17 protein-coding genes are annotated in these 22864 nt (G+C 70.3%); 7 read left to right on the top strand and 10 right to left on the bottom strand.

The window, feature by feature from the left end:
• Positions 1 to 109: 109 nt before the first annotated feature.
• The 3 genes from ACJTNH_RS14815 to ACJTNH_RS14825 all read right to left on the bottom strand — a co-directional run bounded on the left by ACJTNH_RS14815 (position 110) and on the right by ACJTNH_RS14825 (position 2244).
• The gene (locus ACJTNH_RS14815) at positions 110 to 1354 is read right to left on the bottom strand and encodes an MFS transporter (RefSeq protein WP_458176904.1); all 1245 of its coding nucleotides are present in this window, start codon (positions 1352 to 1354) and stop codon (positions 110 to 112) included.
• 199 nt (positions 1355 to 1553) lie between these two features.
• Positions 1554 to 1730, bottom strand: coding sequence for a hypothetical protein (locus ACJTNH_RS14820; protein WP_458176906.1), 177 nt, complete (start codon positions 1728 to 1730; stop codon positions 1554 to 1556).
• Positions 1731 to 1803: 73 nt separating this feature from the next.
• Complete coding sequence (locus tag ACJTNH_RS14825; RefSeq protein ID WP_458176908.1) at positions 1804 to 2244, bottom strand: hypothetical protein; 441 nt, start codon at positions 2242 to 2244, stop codon at positions 1804 to 1806.
• 81 nt (positions 2245 to 2325) lie between these two features.
• On the opposite strand from ACJTNH_RS14825, the gene ACJTNH_RS14830 reads away from it, so the two are divergent.
• A complete protein-coding gene (locus ACJTNH_RS14830; RefSeq protein ID WP_458176910.1) occupies positions 2326 to 2874 on the top strand; it encodes a GIY-YIG nuclease family protein in 549 nt (182 codons plus the stop codon).
• Here ACJTNH_RS14830 and ACJTNH_RS14835 read toward each other — a convergent pair.
• Together ACJTNH_RS14835 and ACJTNH_RS14840 are read right to left on the bottom strand one after the other, a co-directional pair.
• A complete protein-coding gene (locus ACJTNH_RS14835; RefSeq protein WP_458176912.1) occupies positions 2780 to 4036 on the bottom strand; it encodes a hypothetical protein in 1257 nt (418 codons plus the stop codon). The two genes, ACJTNH_RS14830 and ACJTNH_RS14835, sit on opposite strands and share 95 nt — an antisense overlap.
• Positions 4033 to 4575 carry a UGSC family (seleno)protein gene (locus tag ACJTNH_RS14840; RefSeq protein ID WP_458176914.1) on the bottom strand — a complete coding sequence of 181 codons (543 nt, stop codon included), beginning with the start codon at positions 4573 to 4575 and terminating at the stop codon, positions 4033 to 4035. The genes ACJTNH_RS14835 and ACJTNH_RS14840 overlap by 4 nt, the downstream gene beginning before the upstream one ends.
• Before the next feature lie 408 nt (positions 4576 to 4983).
• Here ACJTNH_RS14840 and ACJTNH_RS14845 point away from each other — a divergent pair, with 408 nt between their 5' ends.
• From ACJTNH_RS14845 to ACJTNH_RS14855, 3 genes are read left to right on the top strand one after another with little or no spacing between them, the layout of a single operon-like run.
• The gene (locus ACJTNH_RS14845) at positions 4984 to 6729 is read left to right on the top strand and encodes a type I restriction-modification system subunit M (protein ID WP_458176916.1); all 1746 of its coding nucleotides are present in this window, start codon (positions 4984 to 4986) and stop codon (positions 6727 to 6729) included.
• The gene (locus ACJTNH_RS14850) at positions 6729 to 7940 is read left to right on the top strand and encodes a restriction endonuclease subunit S (RefSeq protein ID WP_458176918.1); all 1212 of its coding nucleotides are present in this window, start codon (positions 6729 to 6731) and stop codon (positions 7938 to 7940) included. The genes ACJTNH_RS14845 and ACJTNH_RS14850 overlap by 1 nt, the downstream gene beginning before the upstream one ends.
• Positions 7940 to 11065, top strand: coding sequence for a type I restriction endonuclease subunit R (locus ACJTNH_RS14855; RefSeq protein WP_458176920.1), 3126 nt, complete (start codon positions 7940 to 7942; stop codon positions 11063 to 11065). Before ACJTNH_RS14850 ends, ACJTNH_RS14855 begins: the two co-directional genes overlap by 1 nt.
• Positions 11066 to 11142: 77 nt before the next feature.
• Here ACJTNH_RS14855 and ACJTNH_RS14860 read toward each other — a convergent pair whose 3' ends face one another.
• The 5 genes from ACJTNH_RS14860 to ACJTNH_RS14880 form a co-directional block, all read right to left on the bottom strand.
• On the bottom strand, positions 11143 to 12174 hold the full coding sequence (locus ACJTNH_RS14860; RefSeq protein ID WP_458176921.1) for a restriction endonuclease: 1032 nt from the start codon (positions 12172 to 12174) through the stop codon (positions 11143 to 11145).
• Between the two features lie 196 nt (positions 12175 to 12370).
• Positions 12371 to 13051, bottom strand: a complete 681-nt coding sequence (locus tag ACJTNH_RS14865) for a response regulator (protein ID WP_458176923.1) — start codon at positions 13049 to 13051, stop codon at positions 12371 to 12373.
• A 54-nt stretch (positions 13052 to 13105) separates the two neighbouring features.
• Positions 13106 to 16198, bottom strand: a complete 3093-nt coding sequence (locus ACJTNH_RS14870) for a DUF3427 domain-containing protein (RefSeq protein ID WP_458176925.1) — start codon at positions 16196 to 16198, stop codon at positions 13106 to 13108.
• 143 nt (positions 16199 to 16341) lie between these two features.
• Complete coding sequence (locus tag ACJTNH_RS14875; RefSeq protein WP_458176927.1) at positions 16342 to 17082, bottom strand: alpha/beta fold hydrolase; 741 nt, start codon at positions 17080 to 17082, stop codon at positions 16342 to 16344.
• On the bottom strand, positions 17075 to 18031 hold the full coding sequence (locus ACJTNH_RS14880) for an alpha/beta hydrolase (protein ID WP_458176929.1): 957 nt from the start codon (positions 18029 to 18031) through the stop codon (positions 17075 to 17077). Before ACJTNH_RS14880 ends, ACJTNH_RS14875 begins: the two co-directional genes overlap by 8 nt.
• 111 nt (positions 18032 to 18142) lie before the next feature.
• On the opposite strand from ACJTNH_RS14880, the gene ACJTNH_RS14885 reads away from it, so the two are divergent.
• The 3 genes from ACJTNH_RS14885 (at position 18143) to ACJTNH_RS14895 (ending at position 22861) form a co-directional block, all read left to right on the top strand.
• On the top strand, positions 18143 to 20374 hold the full coding sequence (locus ACJTNH_RS14885) for an ATP-binding protein (protein WP_458176931.1): 2232 nt from the start codon (positions 18143 to 18145) through the stop codon (positions 20372 to 20374).
• A gap of 121 nt (positions 20375 to 20495) precedes the next feature.
• On the top strand, positions 20496 to 21032 hold the full coding sequence (locus tag ACJTNH_RS14890; RefSeq protein WP_458176933.1) for a hypothetical protein: 537 nt from the start codon (positions 20496 to 20498) through the stop codon (positions 21030 to 21032).
• A gap of 35 nt (positions 21033 to 21067) precedes the next feature.
• Positions 21068 to 22861, top strand: a complete 1794-nt coding sequence (locus ACJTNH_RS14895; RefSeq protein WP_458176935.1) for a putative bifunctional diguanylate cyclase/phosphodiesterase — start codon at positions 21068 to 21070, stop codon at positions 22859 to 22861.
• Positions 22862 to 22864 lie beyond the last annotated feature (3 nt).

Consider the following 22864-nt stretch of genomic DNA (forward strand, 5'->3'; position numbering starts at 1 on the left):
CGGGTGGGAGAGTAGCGAGTGTCGCCCAGCGGCATTTTCAAGGCCTCCACGTCCACTCGGGCAGTCGCGCCGCCGCCCCTCGCGGGGCCATAGTCGCGACTTTGGCCCCTCAGGCGGGGACCGGCTCCGGCTGCTGGGCGACGCGGGGAGTGGAGGCGGTGTGCGCGACGCCGGCGGCGACCACGAACGCGGCGGCGATCGCGGGGACGGCCAGCCCGGTGCCCGAGCCGAGCCGGTCGACGACGACGCCGGTGACCGCGGAGGAGACCGCCTGGCCGACGACGACCGCGGAGCCGAGCATCGTCATGGTGGTGGCTGAGCGGCCGACGGGTGCGAGCTTGGCGGCGAGGCTGTACTGGCTGACCAGGGTGGGGCCGATGCCGCAGCCGAGGACGGCGAGGGCGATGACCAGTGTGAGCTCCGAGCGCGCGGTGGCGTAGACGATCGCGGCGGCGAGCATCAGCGACCCGAACACCAGCCACCGCGCGCGCAGGCTGAACCGCTCCGGGAACGCCGCCGACCCCAGGGCCAGGGCGGCCGAGCCGATGCCCATGACGCCGTAGAGCAGCCCGGCGCGATCGCCGTCCCCGCCGTCGGCGAGGTACCCGGTGAGCGAGGTGAGGGTGGCGCCGAAGAAGAAGCCGATGCCGAGCGTGCCGGCGACCACGGTGAGCAGCGAGAAGCGGGCCAGCTCACGGGCCGGCGCCTGCTGCTCGGTGGTGTGCGGGGTGCTCGGGTCGAGCCGCCCGGTGGGGTGCAGCGCGAACCAGGTGACGAAGACGAACGTCAGCACCGAGGCGCCGGCGATGGCCACCCAGGGGGCGATGGCGGTGGCGAGCAGTCCGACGAGGAAGGGGCCGACGATGAAGACGGTCTCGTCGGCGGCCGACTCGTAGGCCATCGTCCCGTTCAGCACCTTCTCGCGCTGCGCCGGGCGGATCGAGCGCTTGATGATGGCGACCAGCCGGGTGCGCGACATCGGCGCGATCTGCGGGGCCGACGCCCCGATCAGCACCGACAGTGCGAGCAGCGCGACGGCGGAGGCGGGGCTTGCGACGACGAACGGGAAGGCGCCGAGCAGGGCGGCGTTGACCAGCCCCACCGGGACGAGCACCCGGCGCTGCCCGAACCGGTCGGCGGCCGCGCCGAGCAGCGGCCCGGCGAGCGCGGTGCCGATGCCGGCGGCGGCGGAGTTGAGCCCGCCGAGGGTGACCGAGCCGCGCTCGGCGACGACGAGGGTGAGCACGCCGACGGTCATCATCGCGAACGGGAGCCGCGCGATGAAGGCCAGCGGGAAGTAGGAGAACCCGGCGTGCCGGATGAGCTCGGTGCCGGAGGGGCGTGTGTCGAACATGACCTCTGCTGCGGGGATCGGGCGTGCCGCCTTGCTCCGCAAGCAGGTAGTTACACACGGGACGTTCAGGAACCGCCCCGACGATAACCGACCTGGTCTGGGCTCGCCGGGATGTGCTCGCTCGCTACCGACCCGGATGGGGCATCAGTTCACTCGACGGACAGCCTGGTCGGTGGTGACTGCGCCGCGGCAGCGTCAGTCAGCGGCCAGCCCGCACGGCGTCCACGATCTCGTCGAGGGCAGTGCCGGTGTCGGGGAGGACCGCCAGCAGCTTCGAGTTGCCCCCGCACTGGCCGACAGCCGACAGTGCGCCGATCGCCACTGCGTCGACCGAGGCGTGCTCGCGCTCGGCCGACCGGGTCAACCGTTCGATCACCTCGGCGGGAACGTCGCGCAGGTGCAGTCGGGCATGAGTCGATCGTGCACGGATGAGCCGGGCCGCGCCCACCTCATGCGCCGGGCCACGCGCGGCGGGGGAGCAACGGGACGGCGGTCTGCCCGTCGTGGAGGTGCAGGCTGCAGTCGAGGCCGTCGCGCCCGCGCACGATCGACTCGATGGCAGCACACCAGGCGTAGTCGTCCGGAGTGGGCTCCGCGGGGCCGGGCCGTTCCAGGCACATCGCCAGGTGCAGTGCCGATCGGTCGACGTGCTCACTGTCGACCGCTACGCCGTGCAGGTCGGCGAGCGCGCCGATCACCACGCGGTCGGGTTCGGCCGGGAGCTCCTCGACCGGGATGAGCAGGTGGAGCATCGTGCCGTCGTTCCGCAGCCAGGCGAGGAACAGCCGGCGCTGGGACGGCGGCCCGCCCAGGTGCAGCAGGCCCTGCCACCGCGCGGTGAGCTCGGCGTCGCTGGTCATCGGGACGTCGGGGTGCAGTCGGGTGTCCATGGCCGAGGACTCTGCCGCGCTGCGGGCCCTTCCCGCTGGCGTCGTCCACAGGCTGATCGCATCGTGCCGTTGACTGGGGCCATGGACGACGTGACCGCCGCGCTCCACTCGGAGCCGGTCTCGCTGGAGCAGGTCCAGCTCGAGCTGCCGGCGGCGCTCGGGGTGCACGCCTGGTGGGGGCGGTTCGGTGCGCTGCCCGGCATCTCCGGGCCGCGGCACCCGGACGCCGCGCTGCAGTTGCTGTACGTGGGCATCGCGCCGAACGGCGCGGCGTCGCGGGCCACGCTGCGCAGCCGGGTGGTGGGCGACCACATCCGCGGGACGACGGGCTCCTCGACGCTCCGCCGGTCGCTCGCCGCGCTGCTGAGCGAGCAGCAGGGCTGGCGCAGCCGGTGGACGACGCGGCCGGTGCTGGTCAACGCCGACGAGCTGCGGCTGTCGGAGTGGATGGGGGAGAAGCTGCGGCTGACGTGGGCGGAGCACCCGGAGCCGTGGACGGTCGAGGCCCCGGTGATCGCCGAGCTGGAGCCACCGCTCAACCAGGCCGACAACCAGTCGCACCCGCTGTACCCGTTCGTGCGGGACGCCCGGAAGCGCTGGCGCGACGCAGCGAGACCTGCGGGGTCCTGACCGTAGTTCCCGGTGGTGTCAGCTCATGCTTCCACGGCCGTTCTGCCGAAAAGCGACGGGGCGTGCGACAAGGGGACCGGCCGACGAGTGCGGCGCCGATCGTCGTGGTCGGGAAGCCCAGCGTCTGCACGACCCGTGGACATGTCGGCCTTGGCGGCACCGGCCACGACCACGGTGACGTCGTCGGCGTGCGCAGCGAGGTCGCCAGGTGGTTGTCCGGGATCTGCTCGATGTCCGAGGCCTGGGCCTCGTCGAACGCCGAGGCGGTCGGGGTGTTGGAGAAGACGGCGGTCGACTCGCCCCGGCCGGCGGCGCGCAGCGTGCCCGCCGTCCGGCTGGCGTGCTCGGCCAGGTACTCCCGGACGTCCTGCTTGCTCATGACGTGCATGGCCAGCAGCTGGGCGTGCTCGGGGCCGATGACGACGCCGACCCGGCGGAACCGGCGGGTCATCGACCCGATCCGGCCGCAGGTGTCGGCGATGTCGTTGAGCACGGCCTTCGGGTCGCCGGTGTTGCGGTTGTCGACGTGCTCGGTGCTGCGGGTGTGCAGCGCCGACACGGTGCTCACCCCGGCGTCGTGGCCGAGGGTGACCGACAGCGGCTCCCAAGGGCTGTCCTCCTCGTTCTCGGCGATGCAGAGGGAGAAGTTGCCGGGGAAACCCTGGGTGGCCTGGTCGAGCTCGTGCGGGCGGATGCCGTAGGCGTTCATGATGATCAGCCGCATCGCCCGGCCGACCGTGGCGTTGGCCCGGAAGCCGGGGCCGAACACGTTGCCCTTGCTGTTGAAGCCGAGCTCGATGCGGACGGGCCCGTTGACGACGAGCAGCGGGCCGCCACCGGTGGTGCTCTGCCAGCCGCCGAGGCCCGGCCAGCCTTCGTCGATGGTCGCTTCCAGCGCGGCGAGGACGACGGGGAAGTGCTCGGGGAGGCAACCGGCCATGGCGGCGTTGATCGCCGCGGCCTGGACGGTGCAACCGCGCTTGACCTGCGTCATCGTCCAGATGACCTCGGACGGCGAGCGGTCGGTCTGCTCGAGGAAGCGGTGCACCAGGCTCGGGATGGGCGGGACGACGGGGAGGCCGTCGGTCCAGCCGTTGGCGTGGCACTCCTCGATCGCGGCGATCAGGTCCTCGGGGGTGAGGCCGGTCTGCTGCTCGGTCACGAGACCTCCCCGCGCAGGATCGCCATGATCTGCGGTGCGGCCAGCCGGGCGTGCTCGGCGATGCCGTCGGCGTCCAGGCTGCTCACCGGGTGGGGGACGACGGCGAACGTGTAGCCGGGTGCGCCTTGGATGCGCGCCATGGCGTCGGCGCTCGCCTTGAGTGCGTCGGTGCAGATCGCTGCCGACGGGATTCCGCGCTTCTCCATCAGGATGACGTCGGCCACACTGGCTGCGCTGCAGCTGCCCTGATCACCGACCGCTTCGATGACCAGGTCGCACTCCGCGGCGATGGCGTCAAGCGTCTCGTCGGGCGCCGGCCAAGTGGCGGGGACGGTCTTCCAGATCACCTCGGACGGCGCCAACTGGGGCTCGACGAGCGCGAAGACCGCCTCCAGCAGCTCCCGGGCGTTGTGCTTCCCGTTGTCCATCAGGACCAGGCGCTTGCCCCGCAGGTCGGCCGGACGGTCGGCGAGCAGCACCGCCGTGCCTTCGTCCTTGGCCTGCTCGGTCGGGTCCATCAGTTCGAAGCCCACAGCCATGTCCGCTCCCTCGCTCGCGCCGGTGGCGGGGACGCTAGGCAGCGGGCGTGGGTCGCACAGCACGTCGTCCCGCGTGGTGGAAGGCTCCGCATAGCGCCGGGGACACGACCAGAGTCATGCGGCTCATGGCCCAGCAGCTGTCGGGGCGGGCGTGCCCCTGGTGGTCGGCGACGTGCATAGCGACCTCAGCGGCAGCGCCAGGCTAAGGACCCCGCCCGTCCGCGCCCCGAGGCACTCGCACTCGGACTAGGCGAAAGTCTGGGCGCCAGACTCGCGGCTTCTGGTCCACGACAACGCCGGGCTGTCGGAACGACGACACTGTCGGCTCGTAGCCATCGAAGCCCGGGCTCAGCGGAACCGTGCGGCAGACTCGCCAAGGATCGCTCGTCATCTGTCGTGAGGAACTCTGTGAGCACGCTCGGTAGCTTCATCTGGTCGATCGCCGATCAACTCCGGGGCCCCTACCGCCCCAACCAGTACGGGAACGTGATCCTCCCGTTCACGATCCTGCGACGTCTCGACTGCATCCTCGAGCCCGATCGCGACACCGTGCGCGAGCTGGCCTCGAAGTACGACAACCCGAACCGGCTCAAAGTCGAGGTCACCAAGGCCACCGGGCGGCCGTTCTACAACACCTCGAACTACTCGTTCGTCAACCTGCTGGCCGACGCCGATGGGCTCGCGGACAACCTGACCGACTACGTCGACCGGTTCTCCGCCGACGTCGACGTGTTCGAGTACTTCGACTTCAAGAAGGAGATTCTCGGCCTGGAGAAAGCGGGTCTTCTACGGGAGATCGTCAAGGCGTTCGGAGCCGTAGACCTGCACCCGGGCAGGGTGTCGAACTCCGACATGGGGGACGCCTTCGAGTACATCATCCGGAAGTTCAACGAGGCCGCGAACGAGACCTCCGGTGACCACTACACCCCCCGGGATGCGATCAGGCTGCTGGTTGACCTGCTCTTCGCGGAGAAGGACGCCGCGCTGACCGAGGCCGGCATCGTCCGCACGCTGTATGACCCCACCGCCGGCACCGGCGGCATGCTTTCCTTGGCGGAGGAGCACCTGCTCGCCCAGAACCCCGACGCCCGGCTCAGCCTGTACGGCCAGGAGTACAACCCCCAGTCCTACGCGATCTGCAAGTCCGACCTGCTCGCTAAGGGCCACGACGCGACCAACATCGCCTTCGGCAACACACTCACCGACGACGCGTTCAAGGGTCGCCAGTTCGACTTCTGCATGTCCAACCCGCCCTACGGCGTGGACTGGAAGCAGTACGCCAAGGCCATCACCAAGGAACGCGACGAAGCCGGCCCCTACGGCCGGTTCGCCCCAGGGCTCCCGGCGACCTCCGACGGGCAGATGCTCTTCCTGCTCCACCTGGCCCACAAGATGCGGGCTCCCGAAGACGGCGGCGGCCGGGTCGGGATCGTCATGAACGGCTCGCCGCTGTTCAACGGAGGCGCGGAGTCGGGGCCCTCCAACATCCGCCAGTGGCTGCTGAAGCATGACCTGGTGGACGCCATCGTGGCGCTGCCGACCAACATGTTCTTCAACACCGGCATCGCGACCTACATTTGGATCTTGGACAACAGCAAGCACCCCGACCGTGAGGGCTTGGTGCAGCTCATCGACGGCACGTCGTTCTGGACCAAGATGCGCAAGAACCTCGGTTCCAAGGGCCGGGAGATAAGCGACGTCGACCGCGCCAGAGTCGTCCAGCTGTACGCCGACTTCACCGACGCCGACCCCGACTACTCCAAGGTCCTGTCCAACAATGAGTTCGGCTACTGGACCATCACCGTCGACCGTCCCCTCCTCGACGAGACCGGCAACCCGGTCGTCGACCGCAAGGGCAAACCCAAGCCCGACTCGAAGAAGCGCGACACCGAGAACGTGCCTTTCGCCTACGGTGGCTCCACCGCTGGCGCCGCCGGCGAGATGGAGGTCATCCAGGCCTACTTCGACACCGAGGTAAAGCCACACGTCCCCGACGCCTGGATCGACTGGACGAAGACCAAGACCGGCTACGAGATCCCCTTCACCCGCCACTTCTACAAGTACATTCCACCCCGCCCCCTCGTCGAGATCGACGCCGACCTGGAGAAGCAGGTCGCCAAGATCCTCGACCTGCTACGCGAGGTCGAGCAGTGATGGCCGTGCCTCTCAAGCGCTTGGTCGATCCAGCCCGCCCGATCACCTATGGGATCGTCCAAGCCGGCGAAGACGTCGCAGATGGAGTGCCCTACATCAGACCGGTCGACATGGACGGCCATCGCGGTGTCAATCCAAGCGCGCTCCGCACCACGAGTGTCGACATCGCGGCCGCCTACGCGCGCTCATCCCTGAAGCCGGGGGATGTCGTGGTGTCGATTGGTCCCTCATTCGGCAAGACAATGGTGGTTCCGAAGGAACTCGACGGGGCCAACCTCACGCAGGGTACAGCTCGGGTTGCGGTGCGATCCGACGTGTACACGCGGTATGTGGTCTGGGCGCTCCAGTCGCAGACATCTGTCGACTTCTGGGAGTCATCCATTGGCGGTGCGACCTTTCGCGCACTGAATCTGGGGCCACTCGCGGAGACGCCGATTCTGCTGCCCGCTCGGGATGAGCAGCGCGCCATCGCTGATTACCTCGACCGCGAGACCGCTCGCATCGACACACTCATCGACGAGCAGCAGCGCCTCATCGTAATGCTCCGCGAGCGAAGAGTCGCGACGGTCGCCGAGGCGCTGGAGGGATACGACAGGACCACCCTTCGGCGGCTCGTTGACCGCCAGCGTCCGATGACCTACGGAATCCTTCAAGCGGGTGAGCCGATCGACGGTGGCGTTCCCTACATCGGTCCGTCGGACATCACGGGTGAAGGGACCTCCCCGAAAAGGGAGGCACTAAGAACGACCTCAGCCGAGATTGCGAGCGCGTATCGACGGTCCGTCCTGGCTGGTGGCGACGTCGTTGTCTCGATCGGTCCTGCGTACGGGAAGGTCGCTGTGGTTTCTGACGCCCTGGCGGGGGCGAACCTGACGCAGGACACAGTGCGCGTCGCACTTGTGCCGCAACTGGCAGACACAAGGTTTGTTGTGTGGGCATTGCTGTCACGTCAGACGGCCGATTACTGGGACTACCAGATCATGGGAGCAACGTTCCGTCGTCTGAATCTCGGCACTCTCGCGCGGACGCCGATCCCGCTCGTTCCGCTGGATGAACAGCGCCGCATCGCGGACTACCTCGACGAGCGAACCGCGAAGATTGACGCCCTGATCGGAGAGACGGAGCGGTTCATCGAACTCGCTCGCGAGCGGCGGTCGGCGCTGATCACTGCGGCGGTCACGGGGCAGATCGACGTGCGGGCGGTGGCGTGATGGGTGACCACAACGAGGTCGTTCTCGAGACCGAGATCTGCGAGCACCTGGCTGCCCATGGCTGGCTGTACGCGACGAGCGACGCCGGCTATGACAGGGAGCGGGCGCTCTTTCCGGAGGACCTGTTCGCGTGGTTGGAGGCAACTCAGCCTGCGGCGTATGAGAAGGCGTTGAAGGCGGCCGGGTCGCCGGCGAAGTTCCTCGACGTGCTCACCGCGGCGCTGGACCTACCGCTGGAGCACGGTGGCGGGACGCTGAACATCTTGCGCAACGGGGTTCATTACATCGGCGGCCGGTTGAAGATGGCGCAGTTCCGTCCCGAGACAACGCTGAACGAGACGACGAACGCTCACTACTCGATGATGCGCGTGCGGGTGATGCGGCAGGTGCACTTCTCGACCGCCGACCAGCGCAGCATCGACCTTGTGTTCTTCGTCAACGGTCTCCCAGTGGGGACGGTGGAGCTGAAGACGGACTTCACCCAGTCGCTGGATGAGGCGATCCAGCAGTACCGCAAGAGTCGCAATCCGTTGACGAACGGCCGGCCGGAGCCGCTGCTGTCGTTCGGGCACCGGGCGCTGGTGCATTTTGCGGTCTCCAACGACCGGGCGGCGATGACCACCAGGCTGGAGGGGGAGAAGACCCACTTTCTGCCGTTCGACACCGGCTACGACGCCGGCGCGGGGAATCCGCCCGGTGCGGATGGGCGGTCGGCGACGGCGTACGTGTGGGAGCGGGTGTGGGAGAAGGACGCCTGGCTCACTATCGTCGGTCGGCTGATGCTCGTGGAGACCAAGGAGGAGTGGGACGTTGCCACGGGCACTTCCGTGCGTCGTACGAGCATGCTGTTCCCCCGGTTCCACCAGTGGGAGGCGGTCACCAACGTCGTGGCCGCGGTCACTGAGGAGGGCGTCGGGCAGCGGTACCTGATCGAGCACTCGGCCGGGTCGGGAAAGACCAACACCATCGCCTGGACCGCGCACCGGCTGGCCCGGCTGCACGTGGACAACAAGAAGGTCTTCAACTCCGTGATCGTGGTCGTGGACCGCACGGTGCTCGACGGGCAGCTCCAGGACGCGATCCGGCAGATCGACGGCACCGGCAAGATCGTGGCCACCATCAGCCCGGAGGACGTCCGCAAGGCGGGCGCGAAGTCGAAGTCCAGCCTGCTGGCGACGGCGTTGAAGAACGGCGAGCTGATCATCGCGGTGACCGTGCAGACCTTCCCGCACGCGCTGGACGAGATCCGGGCCGACGCCGGCTTGAGCGGCAAGCGGTTCGCCGTCATCGCCGACGAGGCGCACTCCTCGCAGTCCGGGCAGATCTCCTCGAAGCTGAAGCAGGTCCTGACCGCGGAGGAGCTCAAGGCGATCGAGGACGGCGGCGAGGTCGACGTCGAGTCGATCCTGGCCGCGGAGATGACCGAGCGGGCCGAGTCGCCCAACATCTCCTACCTGGCCTTCACCGCCACCCCGAAGAACAAGACCCTTGAGCTGTTCGGGCGCAAGGGGCCCGACGGCAAGCCGCGGGAGTTCCACCTGTACTCGATGAAGCAGGCGATCGAGGAGGGCTACATCCTCGACGTCCTCAAGGGCTACCAGGCCTACGAGACCGCGCTGAAGATCGCCGGCAACGCCAACAGCGAGGGCGAGGTCGAGGAAGGGGCGGCCCGCAAGGGCCTGATGCGGTGGGTGCGGTTGCATCCCACCAACATCAGCCAGAAGGTGCAGATCATCGTCGAGCACTTCCACGCCAACGTCGCCCACCTGCTCGAGGGCAAGGCCAAGGCGATGGTCGTGACCGACTCACGCAAGGCCGCAGTGAAGTACAAGAAGGCGATCGACGCCTACATCGAGAAGCGGGCCGCCGAGGACCCCTCCTACACCTACCGCACGCTGGTGGCCTTCTCCGGCGCGGTGCGCATGGACGAGGATGAGGTCTGGGGCGAGGACTGGGGCCCTTCCCCGAGCAAGGACGACGAGTTCACCGAGGCGAACATGAACCCCGGCGCCGGGGCCGACCTGGCGGCGGCGTTCAAGAGCGAGACCTACAAGGTCATGCTGGTCGCCAATAAGTTCCAGACCGGGTTCGACCAGCCGCTGCTCTCGGCGATGTACGTCGACAAGAAGCTGTCGGGCGTGACTGCGGTGCAGACGCTGTCACGGCTCAACCGCACCCACCGCACCGCCGGTGGGGAGCAGAAGCGCAAGACGTTCGTCATCGACTTCGTCAACAAGCCCGAGGACATCAAGGCCGCCTTCGAGCCGTACTTCAAGAACGCCACCCTGGAGACCGAGACCGACCCCTACGTCGTCGTGCACCTGGCGACCAAGCTCGCCCAGGCCGGCATCTACACCGAGGACGAGGTCCGCCAGGTCGCAGAGCTGTGGGTGACCCGGAAGGGCAACAACGCTCTCTCTGCGGCGATCAGCCCGGCCCAGCACGACTTCGCGCGCCGCTACGCCCGGGCGCTAGAGGAAGGCGACAAGGTCACCCTCAACGCGCTGGACCTGTTCCGTAAGGACGTCTCGACGTACGTGCGGCTCTACGATTTCATGAGCCAGATCGTCGACTACGGCGACCCCTACCTGGAGATGCTCTCGATCTACCTGCGCCTGCTGGAGCGGGTCATCGACGACACCTCCTGGGCGGCAGAGGTCGACCTCTCCGACGTGGTCCTGGTCGGGGTCAAGCACACCAAGAGCGCCGCGGTCGACATCTCCCTGACCGGCGACGGACAGCTCAAGGGCATCAGCGCCGCCGGCACCGGTACGAAGAAGGAGCCCAAATACGTCGCCCTCCAGGTCGTCATCGACAAGATGAACGACCTGTTCGGGGCGGAGTCGTTCTCCGAGTCCCAGGTCCGAGGGTTTGTCGAGGGCCTCGTGCAACGACTGTTGGCCTACCCCGACCTGGTCAAGCAAACGCAGGTGAACTCCAAGAAGCAGTTCTTGGAGTCCCACGACTTCCAGGCAGCGGTCAACGAAGCGGTCGCAGAAAATCAGGGCGCATACAACGCCATGGCTGACTACTTCTGGAGCGACGGCCCCGGGATCAACGGTGTCATCGTCGCTCTGGCAGACGCGTTCTACGAGGTAGCGATCGACGAGCCCGCGAGCGCCTGAGCGGGGGGTGGCCTACGGCGATCCCCCCGGCCAGCCGCACATGGGCGAGCCCCGCTCTGGGGCGGTCTCTTGACGAGTTAATCGACCTCGTCGGGGACGAGTGTCCAGATTCGGCGGAGCGGCAGTTCGGCCTGCATGTCCGAGGGCAGCCGGTCGTACAGGTCGGTGACCTTGTTGATCACATCGTCGGCGTCCCAGAGTCGAAGTTGGAAGAAGAGTCGCCGCGCTTCAGTGCGCGCATTCTTGGTGAAGCCGCCCCAGCTGACCATGAGGCCCCGGGCAGCGCCGAAGTTGGCCATGACGCCCTGCAGCTCACGGAGCGTGGGTGCGTCGACGACGATGCCACCGGACTTCACCTGCACGGCGAGGCCGGCACCGTCGAACCCCATGCCGCCCTCGCCGGCGAGGATGTCCACGCCACCGTCCGGGCCCGGTGGAGAGACGTTGACGTAGAAGCCCTCGGCGTCCAACAGCGCTCCCACCAGTCTAGCCAAGTCGTGGCCGGAGAACCGATCAGCTAGCCGGCGGCGGATCTGGTCCCGACCGAGCTCGACCAAGTCGACCTCGGGCTGCTGCTCGGTGTCGTCTGCTGTCTCGGCAGCCGAGGGTGGCGCGGTCGGTCGCGGCTGCGCCGGGCTGTTGAGCAGGTCTTTGATGCGAGCCTCGGCGTCATTGCGCTGGATGCGGCAGACGGTGAGGAAGGCGCCGAGCGAGTAGAGGATGTCTTGGGGGAGTGCGTCCCGGGGCACGTCTTCCCGAAGCCACCGCACCGACCGTTGGTGCCGCATCGACGGAGGTGCGTCCGGCGCGTAGCGATACTCGCCCGCGATGCGCCCGAATGCGATGGCTGGCGTCGACTTCAGCGGCAGGGCGACGAGGTCGCCTATCTGCATTCTCCGCTGGAAGGCGTCGACCTGACCCACCCAGTTGGCAATCATGGATGGCTTCTTGTCCGGGTAAGTGGCCATCAGCCGGTCGCGCAGCACATCCGTGTTGGTGACGGCGGACAGGTCGCCAGCTTCCGGCCAGCCGATGCCCACGACCGCGGCGCTGAGTGCAAGCTCGTCACCTTCGCCATGTCGACCGCTTCGGACCATCCACAGCGCCATCACTCCACCCCCGTTGCGTCGAGGGGTCGATACTGCCAGCCGCCGTGGAGTCGCCTAGATCCGGCCGGGCGCAAGGGGAGCCGATGAGTGCTTGACGTGGTCGACTGCGTTAACGGTGTTGTGCCGCTCGAACCGCACCCCCGGGACGTGCCCGGAAAAGTCGGGAAGGTCCTCGCAGCGCTGTACCGATCAAACATCACTTTGAGGTGGTCGAGCGCGCAGCCCCTGCACGTAGGGCCCTACGGACCAGTCGGATGAGCTCCGTGGGGTGGTTCGTCGACCCGACCGCACCGTGCCGCACGGCCTCGTCGAAGTGTTCTGGCTGATTCGACCCCGCGTAGATGACGAAGGGGGTGAGGTCGCCGGCTTGCCGAAGAGCATCGAGCAGCGTGTACCCGGCTCGTGGGTCCGGTGGTCGCCCCATGTCTGAGATGATCGCGTCGAACGGGCCTCGCGCAGACATCTTGGCCAGTGCTTCTGTGGTGGACTGAGCGATCTCGACTGTGATCCCCAGTGCTTCGAGCGCTGTCGCTTCGTAGCGGTTGTTGCTGGGCCGATCGTCGACCCACAGAAGCCGTGGAGCTCTGCCGAGAGCGATCAAGTCGTGAGTAGCAGCTGCTATCTCCACTTCAGCAACGTCGGGAGACACGCCGTCGCTCTTCTGTTCTGTCGCGGTCTGAAGAGCCTCAGCAGCGGCTGCCGGGTTCCGGGCTATAAGACTGATGCCCCCGGGAAGCGTTGCCTCGACGTGGTCGCGGCTCAAGAGGGCGTTAAGTGGGCGGCGGAACATGAAAACGAGGAGCAGCACGACCAGTGGCCATGCCAGCTTGCCGATGAGGTCGTTGATGTCAGCGAAACTGGCGGCCGTTGACGTCACTGGGTCATCGTGGCAGCCCGAATCCTTCAAGTGGACACGAACGCGCCAACCAGATCAAGCCACCTTGGCGGCATGAAAGACGTCGCCGGGCAGTGCGTGGTCGAGTCGCCAGAGGATGCGCATCGGGCGGTTGCCCGTGTGTGACTGGTAGGTCATCGGACCGGCGTACAGGTACGGCGGCACGCCGAGGGCGCCGTCCGCCGTCTTGGTCTCCCGCACGAACAGGTGTACCGAGCTCCCCAGTTCCTGGTGACGCACGTACCGCTGGCCGACCGGCGAAGCCTCGGTCGTCGTGTTCTGCGACTCCCACTGGAGCAGCGTCGGCGTGATCGCTGAGTCGGCGTACATCGTGGTGGGAGAGAAGTGCCCCTCGGTCTTCGTCAACGTCACGAAGAACAGGTCTGCCTGCTCCTCGGGAACCCAGCGCACCCCTGATCCAAAGGTGCCGGCCAGGTTGGTCATCCCGAACGCCGCCAACGCCTCCTCGCGGCTGTATCGCGCGTGCACGTGCAGCGGCCGCGGGCCGCCGTCCAAAGCCGGCGCCACCCGATGGATGCGCTCCCGCAGCACACCGATCACTTGGGCCAGCTCCGCCGAGCGGGCCCGGTCGGCGAGCAGCCGGTCCAGCGACTTCTCCACCGATGAGAACGGCGTCCGCGAACCCCATAGTGAAAAGTGCAACATCGCGGCCAGTCGCCGCTCTCGGTCGCTGGACCCCAGGGCGCCGCCGTTGAGCACGTCGGTCAGCCGATCAAGCCGCTCGACGTCGTCTACGTGCAGCATTCGGGCGAACGCGCCACGCAGCTGGACGTCGTCCGGTCCCGGCTCGGCGGTGGCCACGCCGGCCGCCCGCTGCAGGTCCAACCAGCTTCGGTTGCCACCGCGGTACAGGTCCTCGACGTCTAGCCCGGTCTCGTCCAAGAAGGTGGGCAGATCATCCTCAGGGGAGGCGGAGAGCTCGCTCGCCAGCTGCGGCCACGGTAGCCGAAGGGACTGCCGGACGTTGTCTAACACCACCTGCTGCGCCACCCGGTCCAGCTGGATCGAGCAGCCGGCAGGCAGCGTCGGGAAGCCCAGGTTGATCTCCCGCTCCAGCCCACGTCGAGATGTGCCGGTCAGCGCCCGGAACCGCAGGTCGAAGCGGAAGCTGCGGTGTTGGGTGCCAATGAAGTCCAGCACCGTCAGGCATGGCTTGTCCTCGGACAACCGGAGACCGCGACCGAGTTGCTGCAAGAAGACGGTCGCGCTCTCCGTCGGGCGGAGGAAGAGCACCGTGTCGATCTCTGGGAGGTCGAAGCCCTCGTTGAACAGGTCAACGGTGAACAGCACGTTCACCTCGCCGCTTCTCAGTGCCCTCAGGGCTGCCGCTCGGGCCTCGGCGCTGTCTCGGGACGTCACCGCGCGGCTGGGGATGCCCGCGGCGTCGAACCGAGCAGCCATGAAGACCGCGTGGTCGACGCTCACGCAGAAACCCAGCGCCCGCATGCGCATCGGCTCGGCAACGGTGTCGACCACGGCTTGCAGGATCAGCCGCACCCGGGCGTCGCTGCCGGTGTAGAGGTTGGTCAGCTCCGCGACGTCGTAGCCAGAACCGCGCCGCCAGCGCACCGTGTCCAGCGGCACGTCATCGTGCTTGCCGAAGTACTGGAAAGGCGCCAGCAGGCGCTGTTCCAGTGCTTCCCACAGCCGCAGTTCCACCGCAAAGCGTCCGCCGAACCGGGCGATCACGTCCCGGCCGTCGGCCCGCTCGGGCGTTGCCGTCAGTCCGACGAGCACCTTGGGCTTCAGGTGGTCGAGCAGTCGACGGTAAGTATTGGCTTCGGCGTGGTGGAACTCGTCGACCACCACCAGGTCGAAGAGGTCCGGCCGCAGCGTGGCGAGGTCGAGCTGGTCCAACGACTGCACGGAGGCGAAGACGTGCCGCCACTGCGTGGGCTTGGTGCCGTCGACCAGCAGCTCGCCGAAGTCCCCGCGGCGCAGGACCTGGCGGAAGGTGGATCGGCTCTGGGTCAGGATCTCCTTGCGGTGGGCGACGAAGAGCACCGTCTCGACATGTCCCTGCGTGCGGAGCCGCCGGTAGTCGAGCGCCGAGACCACCGTCTTGCCAGTGCCGGTCGCCATGACCACGAGGTTCTGCCAGCGGTCATGGACGAGTCGTTCCGCGTCCAGTGCCTCGAGAATCTCTTGCTGGTAGCCGAACGGCCGCACGTCCAGCGAGGTGCTCTCGGTGGGGGCGTCGGCGCGACCACCCCGCTCGACGGCGATGGCGGCGGTGAATCGCTCGGGGTCGTAGGGCTCGAATGCCGGGTCGTGCCAGTACGAGTCGAACGTCTCGGCGAAGGTCTGCAGCAGGTGTGCTTGCTCGATGGAGGACAGTCGGACGTTCCACTCCAGCCCGTCGATCATCGCCGCTCGGGACAAGTTGGATGACCCGACGTAGCCGGTGGAGTAGCCGGAGTTGCGGTGGAAGAGCCAGGCCTTGGCGTGCAGCCGTGTCGTCCGGGTCTCGTAGGAGATCCGGACGTCGGCGCCGGCGGCGATCAGCCGCTCGACTGCTCGCGGCTCGGTGGCGCCCAGGTAGGTGGTGGTGATGACGCGCAGCCGGACGCCGCGCCGCTGTAGGTCCAGCAGTGCCTGTTCGAGCACGCGGACGCCGTGCCAGGTGATGAAGGCGCACAGCAGGTCGACGCTGTCCGCCGACGCCAGTTCGCGCTCCACCTCGTAGCCGATCCGCGGCTGCCCCCGGCCGTTGACCAGTAGCGCGCTGGTGCTCAACGGCACCTCTGGCCGCGCCGGGAAAGCCGCCGGCACCGGGGTGGGGGAGGGCGTCGCGACGGCGAAGAGCTGCTGGGCGGCGTCGGCGACCCGGTCGCCGGTCAGGACGGCATCCGGTGCGCTGAGCTCGCCGACGGCGGCCGCGATCCGGTTGGCCAGCTCGATCTGCGCGGCCACCTTGCCGTGATCGGATCCGGGGATCGACTGCAGTGACCGGTTGATGAGGTTCGCCAGGTGACGAGTGAGCGCGAGGTGCGAGTCGGTCGGGTCGAGCGGCTCGTACTGCACCAGCTCCTCCGGCGTGCTGGTCAATGCGCCAGCCAGCTCTTCGGTCACCAGCGCCTCGTAGATCCCCGGCGCGATCTCGCTCAACTCGATGTCCATCCACGCGGCACGGGCGGAGCGTCGCACGAGCGGCGGGCGCGGCCTGGCGTACGCGCCGGGGGTGAACCTCAGACGCGTCGGTCGACGGCGCCCCCCCCGGGGGCAGGGGAGCGGGGCGCCGCCGGTGCCGGTCAGATCGAGGCGACCGCCCGGCGCACCACGTCCGCGACCTCAGCGGGCCGGGACGCCGGGACGGCGTGCGAGGCGCCGGCCAGCTCGACGGTCTCCTTGCTGCCGGCCCGCTCGGCCATGAACCGGTGCGCGGCCGGCGGGATGTTGCGGTCCAGCTCCGGCACGACGAACCACGACGGCACCGTCTGCCAGGCCTGCGGTCCACGAGCGGCCTGGTTCAGCCCGACGCTGTTCAGTGGCCGCTGGGTCGACGCCGCACGGGCGGCGACGTCGGCGGGCACGTCGGCGATGAACTGCTGGTGGTAGCGCTCGGCGCGGATGTACAGGTCGACCGACCCGTCGGCCAGCGGCACCTCACGCAGCGTCTCGCCCAGCGTGCTGCCGGGGAACTTCCCCGACAGGTCGAGGATGCTCTCGCCGTCCTCCGGCGCGAACGCGGCGACGTACACCAGCGCCCGCACGTGCTCGTGGCCCACGGCCGCCGCCGACATCACCGCCCCGCCGTAGGAGTGCCCGGCCAGCACCACCGGACCGGTGATCGAGCCCAGCAGCGCCGACACGGCCGCGGCGTCCCCGGACAGCGAGCGCAGCGGGTTGGCCGCCGCGACCACCGTCAGCCCGTCGTCCTGCAGTCGCTCGACGACGCCGTTCCAGCTGGCCGACTCGGCGAACGCCCCGTGCACCAGCACCACGGTCGGCCGCTGCTCACCGGGCACCGTCATCCGCGGGATCTCAGCCATGGAGGGCCTCCCGGAGGAACTCCCCGCCCTGGGCGGTGGCGGCCTTGGCCGCGTGCGTGTCCTTGAGCGCGTTGAGCATCACGAAGTCGTGGACCACCCCGCCGTAGCGGACGGCGGTCACCGGCACCCCGGCCGCGCGCAGCTTGGCGGCGTAGGCCTCGCCCTCGTCGCGCAGCACGTCGGCCTCGGCCACGATCACCAGCGCCGGCGGCAGCCCGGCGAGGTCCTCCAGCGACGCCCGCAGCGGCGAGGCGGTGATCTCCGCCCGCTGCGCCGGGTCGGTCGTGTACTGGTCCCAGAACCACTGCATCCCCTCGCGGGCGAGGAAGTACCCGGTGGCGAACTGGGTGTACGAGCCGGTGTCGAAGGCGGCGTCGGTGACCGGGTAGAAGAGCAGCTGGGTGGTGATCGCCGGGCCGCCGCGCTCCTTGGCCATCAGCGTCACCGCCGCGGACATGTTGCCGCCCACCGAGTCACCGGCCACCGCGATCCGGGTGCCGTCCAGGTCGTGCTCGCTGCCCTTGGCGGCGATCCACTCCAGGGCCGCGTACACCTCCTCGATCTGCGCGGGGTAGCGCGCCTCGGGGGCGAGCGCGTACTCGGTGAACACCGTCGCGGCGCCAGCGCGGACGGTCAGCTCGCGGACCAGCCGGTCGTGGGTGTGCGCGTTGCCGAACACCCAGCCGGCGCCGTGGGTGTACAGGACCACCGGCAGCGGTCCGGTGCTGCCGGCCGGCCGGTAGACCCGGATGGAGACCTGGCCGGTCGGGCCGCCGGGGATGGTCAGGTCGGTGACGTCGACGGCGGGAGCGGGCACGTCGCCGTCCTGCACCGAGTCGACGGTGCGGCGCCCCTCCTCGACCGGCAGCTGGAACAGGAACGGCGGGTTGGCGGTGGCCTCGACGAACTGCTGGGCAGCAGGTTCGAGAACGGGGACGACGTCGGGCATGGCCTCTTCCTTCGTGACGGGGAGGGCCGGGCGCTACCGTCCGACCCGTGATCAGCCCACCAGCGCCCGCGGTGGCAGACCAGGCAGAACGACCGGCAGAACTGGGTGTCCGTGGCTGACGTCGGGGTGCTGCTGCGCCGGCACCGCCGGGCGGCCGGGCTGTCGATCGAGGCGCTTTCGGAGGCCTCCGGGGTGAGCGTCCGGGCGATCGGCGACATGGAGCGAGGCCGGGCGCGGGGCCCGCAGGCGCGCACCACCGCGGCGCTCGCCGACGCGCTGTGCCTGGTCGACGCCGCCCGCGCTGAGCTGCTCACCGCCGCCCGGGACGGGCGGATGCGCCGGGTCGCCGACCCGCCCGAGCTGTGCCGCCTCCCGCCCGACGTCCCGGACTTCGTCGGCCGCGGGCCCGAGCTCGCCGTGCTCGACCGCCTGCGCAGCCGCGACACCCGGTCGCCGCTCGTCGTCCTCTCCGGCGCCGGCGGCCTGGGCAAGTCCACGCTGGCGGTGCACGCCGCCCACCGCGTCGGCAATGGACACACCGGCGGCGAGGGCTACCCCGGCGGCGTCCTGCACCTGGACCTGCACGGCCTGGACCGGGTCGCGCTGGACCCGGTCGACGCGCTGGGCCGGCTGATCGGGGCGCTCGGCGTGCGCGAGCTGCCCGGTGACCTCGCCGACCGGTCCTCGCTCTACCGCCGGCTGCTCGCCGAGAACGACGTCCTGGTCGTGCTGGACAACGCCCGCGCCGAGGCGCAGGTGCGCCCGTTGCTGGCCGGCGACGGGCACAGCACCGTGCTGGTCACCTCGCGGCGGCTGCTCACCGGGCTCTCCCACGCCCGGCGGCTGAGCCTGGACCCCCTGCCGGACGACGCGGCCGCCACGCTGCTCGCCCAGGTGGCCGACGTCCCCGGCGACAGCCCGCACCTGCAGGCGGTCGCCGGGTTGTGCGGCAACTACCCGCTGGCGCTGCGGATCGCCGGGAACCGGCTGGTCACCCGGCCCACCTGGAGCCTGCCCGACCTCGCCGCGCGGCTGGCCGACGGCGAGCGGCGCCTGGCCCAGCTGGTCGCCGGGGACCTCCGGGTCAGCGCGGCGCTGGACCTGTCCTACGAGCAGCTCGACGAGGACGCCCGCCGGGTGTTCCACCGGCTGGCCCTGGTGCCCGGAGCCGGGGCCGGCCCGGAGATCGCCGGCGTGCTCGCCGGGCTTCCGGCGTCCCGCGCCGAGCACCTGCTGGACGAGCTGGTCGAGCTGAGCCTGCTGGTGCCGCTGCCCGGCGGCCGGGTGGGCTTCCACGACCTGGTCGCCGACTACGCGGCCGGTCGGGGCGCCACCGACGACGACGCCGCGGATCGCGAGGCCGCGGGCGCAGCGCTGCGCGACTGGCTGTTGGCCACCGCGGGCGCCGCCGGCCGGCTGTTCGAGCCGGAACCCGGCCCGCCGCGCGACGGCGGTGGGCTCACCTTCGCCGACCTGGACGCCGCCGAGCGCTGGCTGGTCGCCGAGGCGGACAACTGGCTCGCAGCGCTGCGCGAGGCGGCCGACGCGGGCGCGGACCAGCTCGTGGTCGACGTCGCCGAGGCGATGCACTGGTTCTCCGACCGCTGGTACGTCTGGCGGTCCTGGATCGACGTCTTCGAGCTCTCCAGCGCAGCCGCGGCCCGGCTGGCGGACGACCGGCTGGAGGCGGTGCACCGCAACTACCTGGTGTGGGCGCTGGCCACCCACCGCCGGCTGCCCGAGGCCCGGGAGGCGGCCGAGCGGGCCGGTGACCTGGCCAGGGCGGCCGGCGACCGCGCCCAGGAGGCCTGGGCGCACAACTACCTCGCCGACCTGCTCCGCCTCGGCGGGGACGGCGCCGCGGCGGTGTCGCACTACCGGGCGGCCGTCGAGCTGTTCGACCTGCTCCCGGACCGCGCCGGCGCCCTCACCGCGGTGTCCGGCACCGGGGACGTGCTCTGCGACCTGGGCCGAGTGGCGGAGGGGCAGGCCGCCTTCACCGACGTGCTCGCCCGCGCCGACGACCCGGAACTGACGCTGCCCGACCACATCCGCGACCGCTACCGCCTCGACGCGCTGCTCGGCCTGGCCCGCACCCGGCAGCTGACCGGTGACCTCGCGGGCGCCGAGACCGCCCTCCGCTCCGCACTGGAGGTCGCGCCCGCGGTCGGGGCGGTGCTCGTCGGGCACACCGGGGAGCTGCTGGCGCAGGTGCTGCGCGACCAGGGCCGGCCGGAGCTGCAGCGGGCCGCGCTGGCCGCCGCCCGGGCCGCCTGGCTGCAGGCGGGGGCGCCCGCCCACGTCACCCGGCTGGACGAGGAGCTGGCCCGGCTCGGCCGATAGCCGCCCGGACGTCGCTGTGTCTCCCGGTCCCGGGGCCCCGTCGACGGCATGCTGGACCGGTTCGCTGTGACCGGCGCAGCGAAGCGGGCAGGGGGTGCGTGTGGAGGACGCGGGGGCGCCGATGCTCGACTTCGAGACGGCGGAGGAGGACGCGGCTCGTGAGCCGGTGGTCGTCGCACAGCCCGGACGGCCCCGCTGGGCCAGCCTGTCGGCGCTCATCCTGGACGTGGTCTGGACGCCGGGCACCTCGCACGACCGCGTCGTCGTCCCCCTGGTGCACCGGGTGCTCGGCCCCGCGGCGACCGGGCCGATGGTCACCACCGAGGCACCGACCGCCGACAGCCACCCGTTGCCGCGCCTGATCGCCCGCTTCCCCGACGAGCAGGCGCTGGAGGAGGCGGCGCAGAACCGGCAGCGGACGTCGACCCGCGGTGGCGTGCCCAAGGCCGAGGCGGCGCTGCGCTTCGCCCGCATCCTCGTGGCGCACGGGGTGCTCGGGGTGGAGGACCTGCCGCGAGTGCTCGCCGACCCGGCGGCGATGTCGCGGATCGACCGCGCGCTGCGCAGCGTTCCCGGTGAGGGGCAGCACGGTGCCCGGCGGGCCCGCTTCTGGGTGCTGTGTGGCGGCCAGCAGCAGCACGTCACCCGCGCGGGGTAGCTGAACCAGCCAGTCCGCCCGTCGGCATCAACCTCGTGCACGACCTGACCGACCAAGACCGGGTGACCTGGTCGACGGCGCCCGCGGTGGCGACACCGCGGATGATGGCGCGCATCCTCGCGACGTTCTACGTCGCCGCCGGGATCGCCGGGCTGTTCGCCGTCTTCGGGCCGGACGCCGGTCAGCAGGGCCGCTGGGTCATCCTCGCCGTCGCGCTGGTCGCCCTCGCCTGCGGCGCGGTCTCGTTCCGCTGGGCCGGGCACTGGCCCCGGCACGTGTTCCACTGGCCGGTCGCCTCGGCCGCCGCGCTCGTCGCCTTCGCGGTGACGGCCAGCCCCGACGCGGCCACCGCGATGGCGGCCGCCTCGATCATGGCGTTCATCGCGGTCGACGCCTGCTTCTTCTTCAGCCTGCCGCTGGCGTGGCTGCACATGCTCTTCGGGCTCAGCGCGGTCACCGTGGCGCTGCTCGCCCAGGGCGACGTCCCGGCGTCCATCGCGCTGGCCCTCGACGCGGTCATCGTCGCGGTGGGCACCGTCGTCCGTGGGCTGGTCATCCGCGCCTCCAGCGCCAGCCGCGACCCGCTCACCGGGCTGGCCAACCGCCGCGGCTTCGACGACGCGCTGCACGAGCTGCGCACCGCCTCGGCCCGCACCGGCGAGCCGCTGTCGGCGGCCCTGCTCGACCTCGACCACTTCAAGCAGGTCAACGACACCGCCGGCCACGAGGCCGGTGACCGGGTGCTCTGCCGGATCGCCGACGTGTGGCGCCGGGAGCTGCCGAGCTCCGCCGTCCTCGCCCGGCACGGGGGTGACGAGTTCGCCCTGCTGCTGCCCGGGCTCGCCGGCCCCGACGCGCTCGCCCTCGTGCACCGCGTCTCCGCCCAGCACCCGGAGATCGGCGTCTCCTGCGGCGTCGCCGAGCTCCGCCCGGACCAGGGCGCCGCGGAGCTGATGCGCCGGGCCGACCGCGCGCTGTACGACGCGAAGGCCGCCGGCCGCGGCCGGTGCGAGCTGGAGGGCGGCACCGGGTCCGAACTGGCCCGCGATCTGGCCGGCGCGCTCGCCGCGGGTGACGTGCGGGTGCACTACCAACCGATCGTCGACCTGGCCGACGGCGCCGTCGTCGGCGTCGAGGCACTGGCCCGCTGGACGCACCCCGAGCACGGTCCGGTGCCGCCGGATGAGTTCGTCGCGGTCGCCGAGCAGAGCGGGCTGGTGCACGCCCTCGGGGCGCACGTGCTGCGCACCGCCTGCACCGAGCTGGCCGACGTCCGCACGCCGGCCGGGCTGCCGGTCACCCTGGGCGTCAACGTCTCCGGGCGCGAGCTCAACGACCCGGGCTGCGCGCTGCGGGTGCAGCACGTGCTCGCCGACACCGGCTTCCCCGTCGAGCACCTGGTGCTCGAGGTGACCGAGGGCCTGCTGGAGGGGGAGTCGCCGACCGCCGTCGCCACGCTCAACGCGTTGCGGACCGCCGGCATCAAGGTCTCCATCGACGACTTCGGCACCGGCTACTCCTCGCTCAGCCGGCTGGACACCCTGCCGGCCGACGTCCTCAAGCTCGACCGGTCGTTCATCGCGACCGTGCACTCCTCGCCGCGTCGCGCGCAGATGCTGCAGACGCTGGTGGCGATGTGCCGCGGCCTCGGGCTCGACGTGGTCGCCGAGGGCGTGGAGACCGCCGAGCAGGAGGACGCCGTGCGCGCGATGGGCTGCACCTTCGCGCAGGGCTGGCACTACGGCCGGGCGGTGCCGCTGCCCGAGCTGCTCGCCGGTCTGCGGGCCGGCGCGGAGGCAGCCGCCCTCGAAGCCGCCTACCGTGGCTGAGGC

The sequence above is a fragment of the Modestobacter lacusdianchii genome, assembly GCF_054177765.1.

Coding starts and splice junctions, on each gene's coding strand:
- ACJTNH_RS14815 (WP_458176904.1), bottom strand. CDS start 1,354: ATGTTCGACACACGCCCCTCCGGCACCGAGCTCATCCGGCACGCCGGG.
- ACJTNH_RS14825 (WP_458176908.1), bottom strand. CDS start 2,244: ATGGACACCCGACTGCACCCCGACGTCCCGATGACCAGCGACGCCGAG.
- ACJTNH_RS14830 (WP_458176910.1), top strand. CDS start 2,326: ATGGACGACGTGACCGCCGCGCTCCACTCGGAGCCGGTCTCGCTGGAG.
- ACJTNH_RS14840 (WP_458176914.1), bottom strand. CDS start 4,575: ATGGCTGTGGGCTTCGAACTGATGGACCCGACCGAGCAGGCCAAGGAC.
- ACJTNH_RS14850 (WP_458176918.1), top strand. CDS start 6,729: ATGGCCGTGCCTCTCAAGCGCTTGGTCGATCCAGCCCGCCCGATCACC.
- ACJTNH_RS14855 (WP_458176920.1), top strand. CDS start 7,940: ATGGGTGACCACAACGAGGTCGTTCTCGAGACCGAGATCTGCGAGCAC.
- ACJTNH_RS14860 (WP_458176921.1), bottom strand. CDS start 12,174: ATGGCGCTGTGGATGGTCCGAAGCGGTCGACATGGCGAAGGTGACGAG.
- ACJTNH_RS14875 (WP_458176927.1), bottom strand. CDS start 17,082: ATGGCTGAGATCCCGCGGATGACGGTGCCCGGTGAGCAGCGGCCGACC.
- ACJTNH_RS14880 (WP_458176929.1), bottom strand. CDS start 18,031: ATGCCCGACGTCGTCCCCGTTCTCGAACCTGCTGCCCAGCAGTTCGTC.
- ACJTNH_RS14890 (WP_458176933.1), top strand. CDS start 20,496: ATGCTCGACTTCGAGACGGCGGAGGAGGACGCGGCTCGTGAGCCGGTG.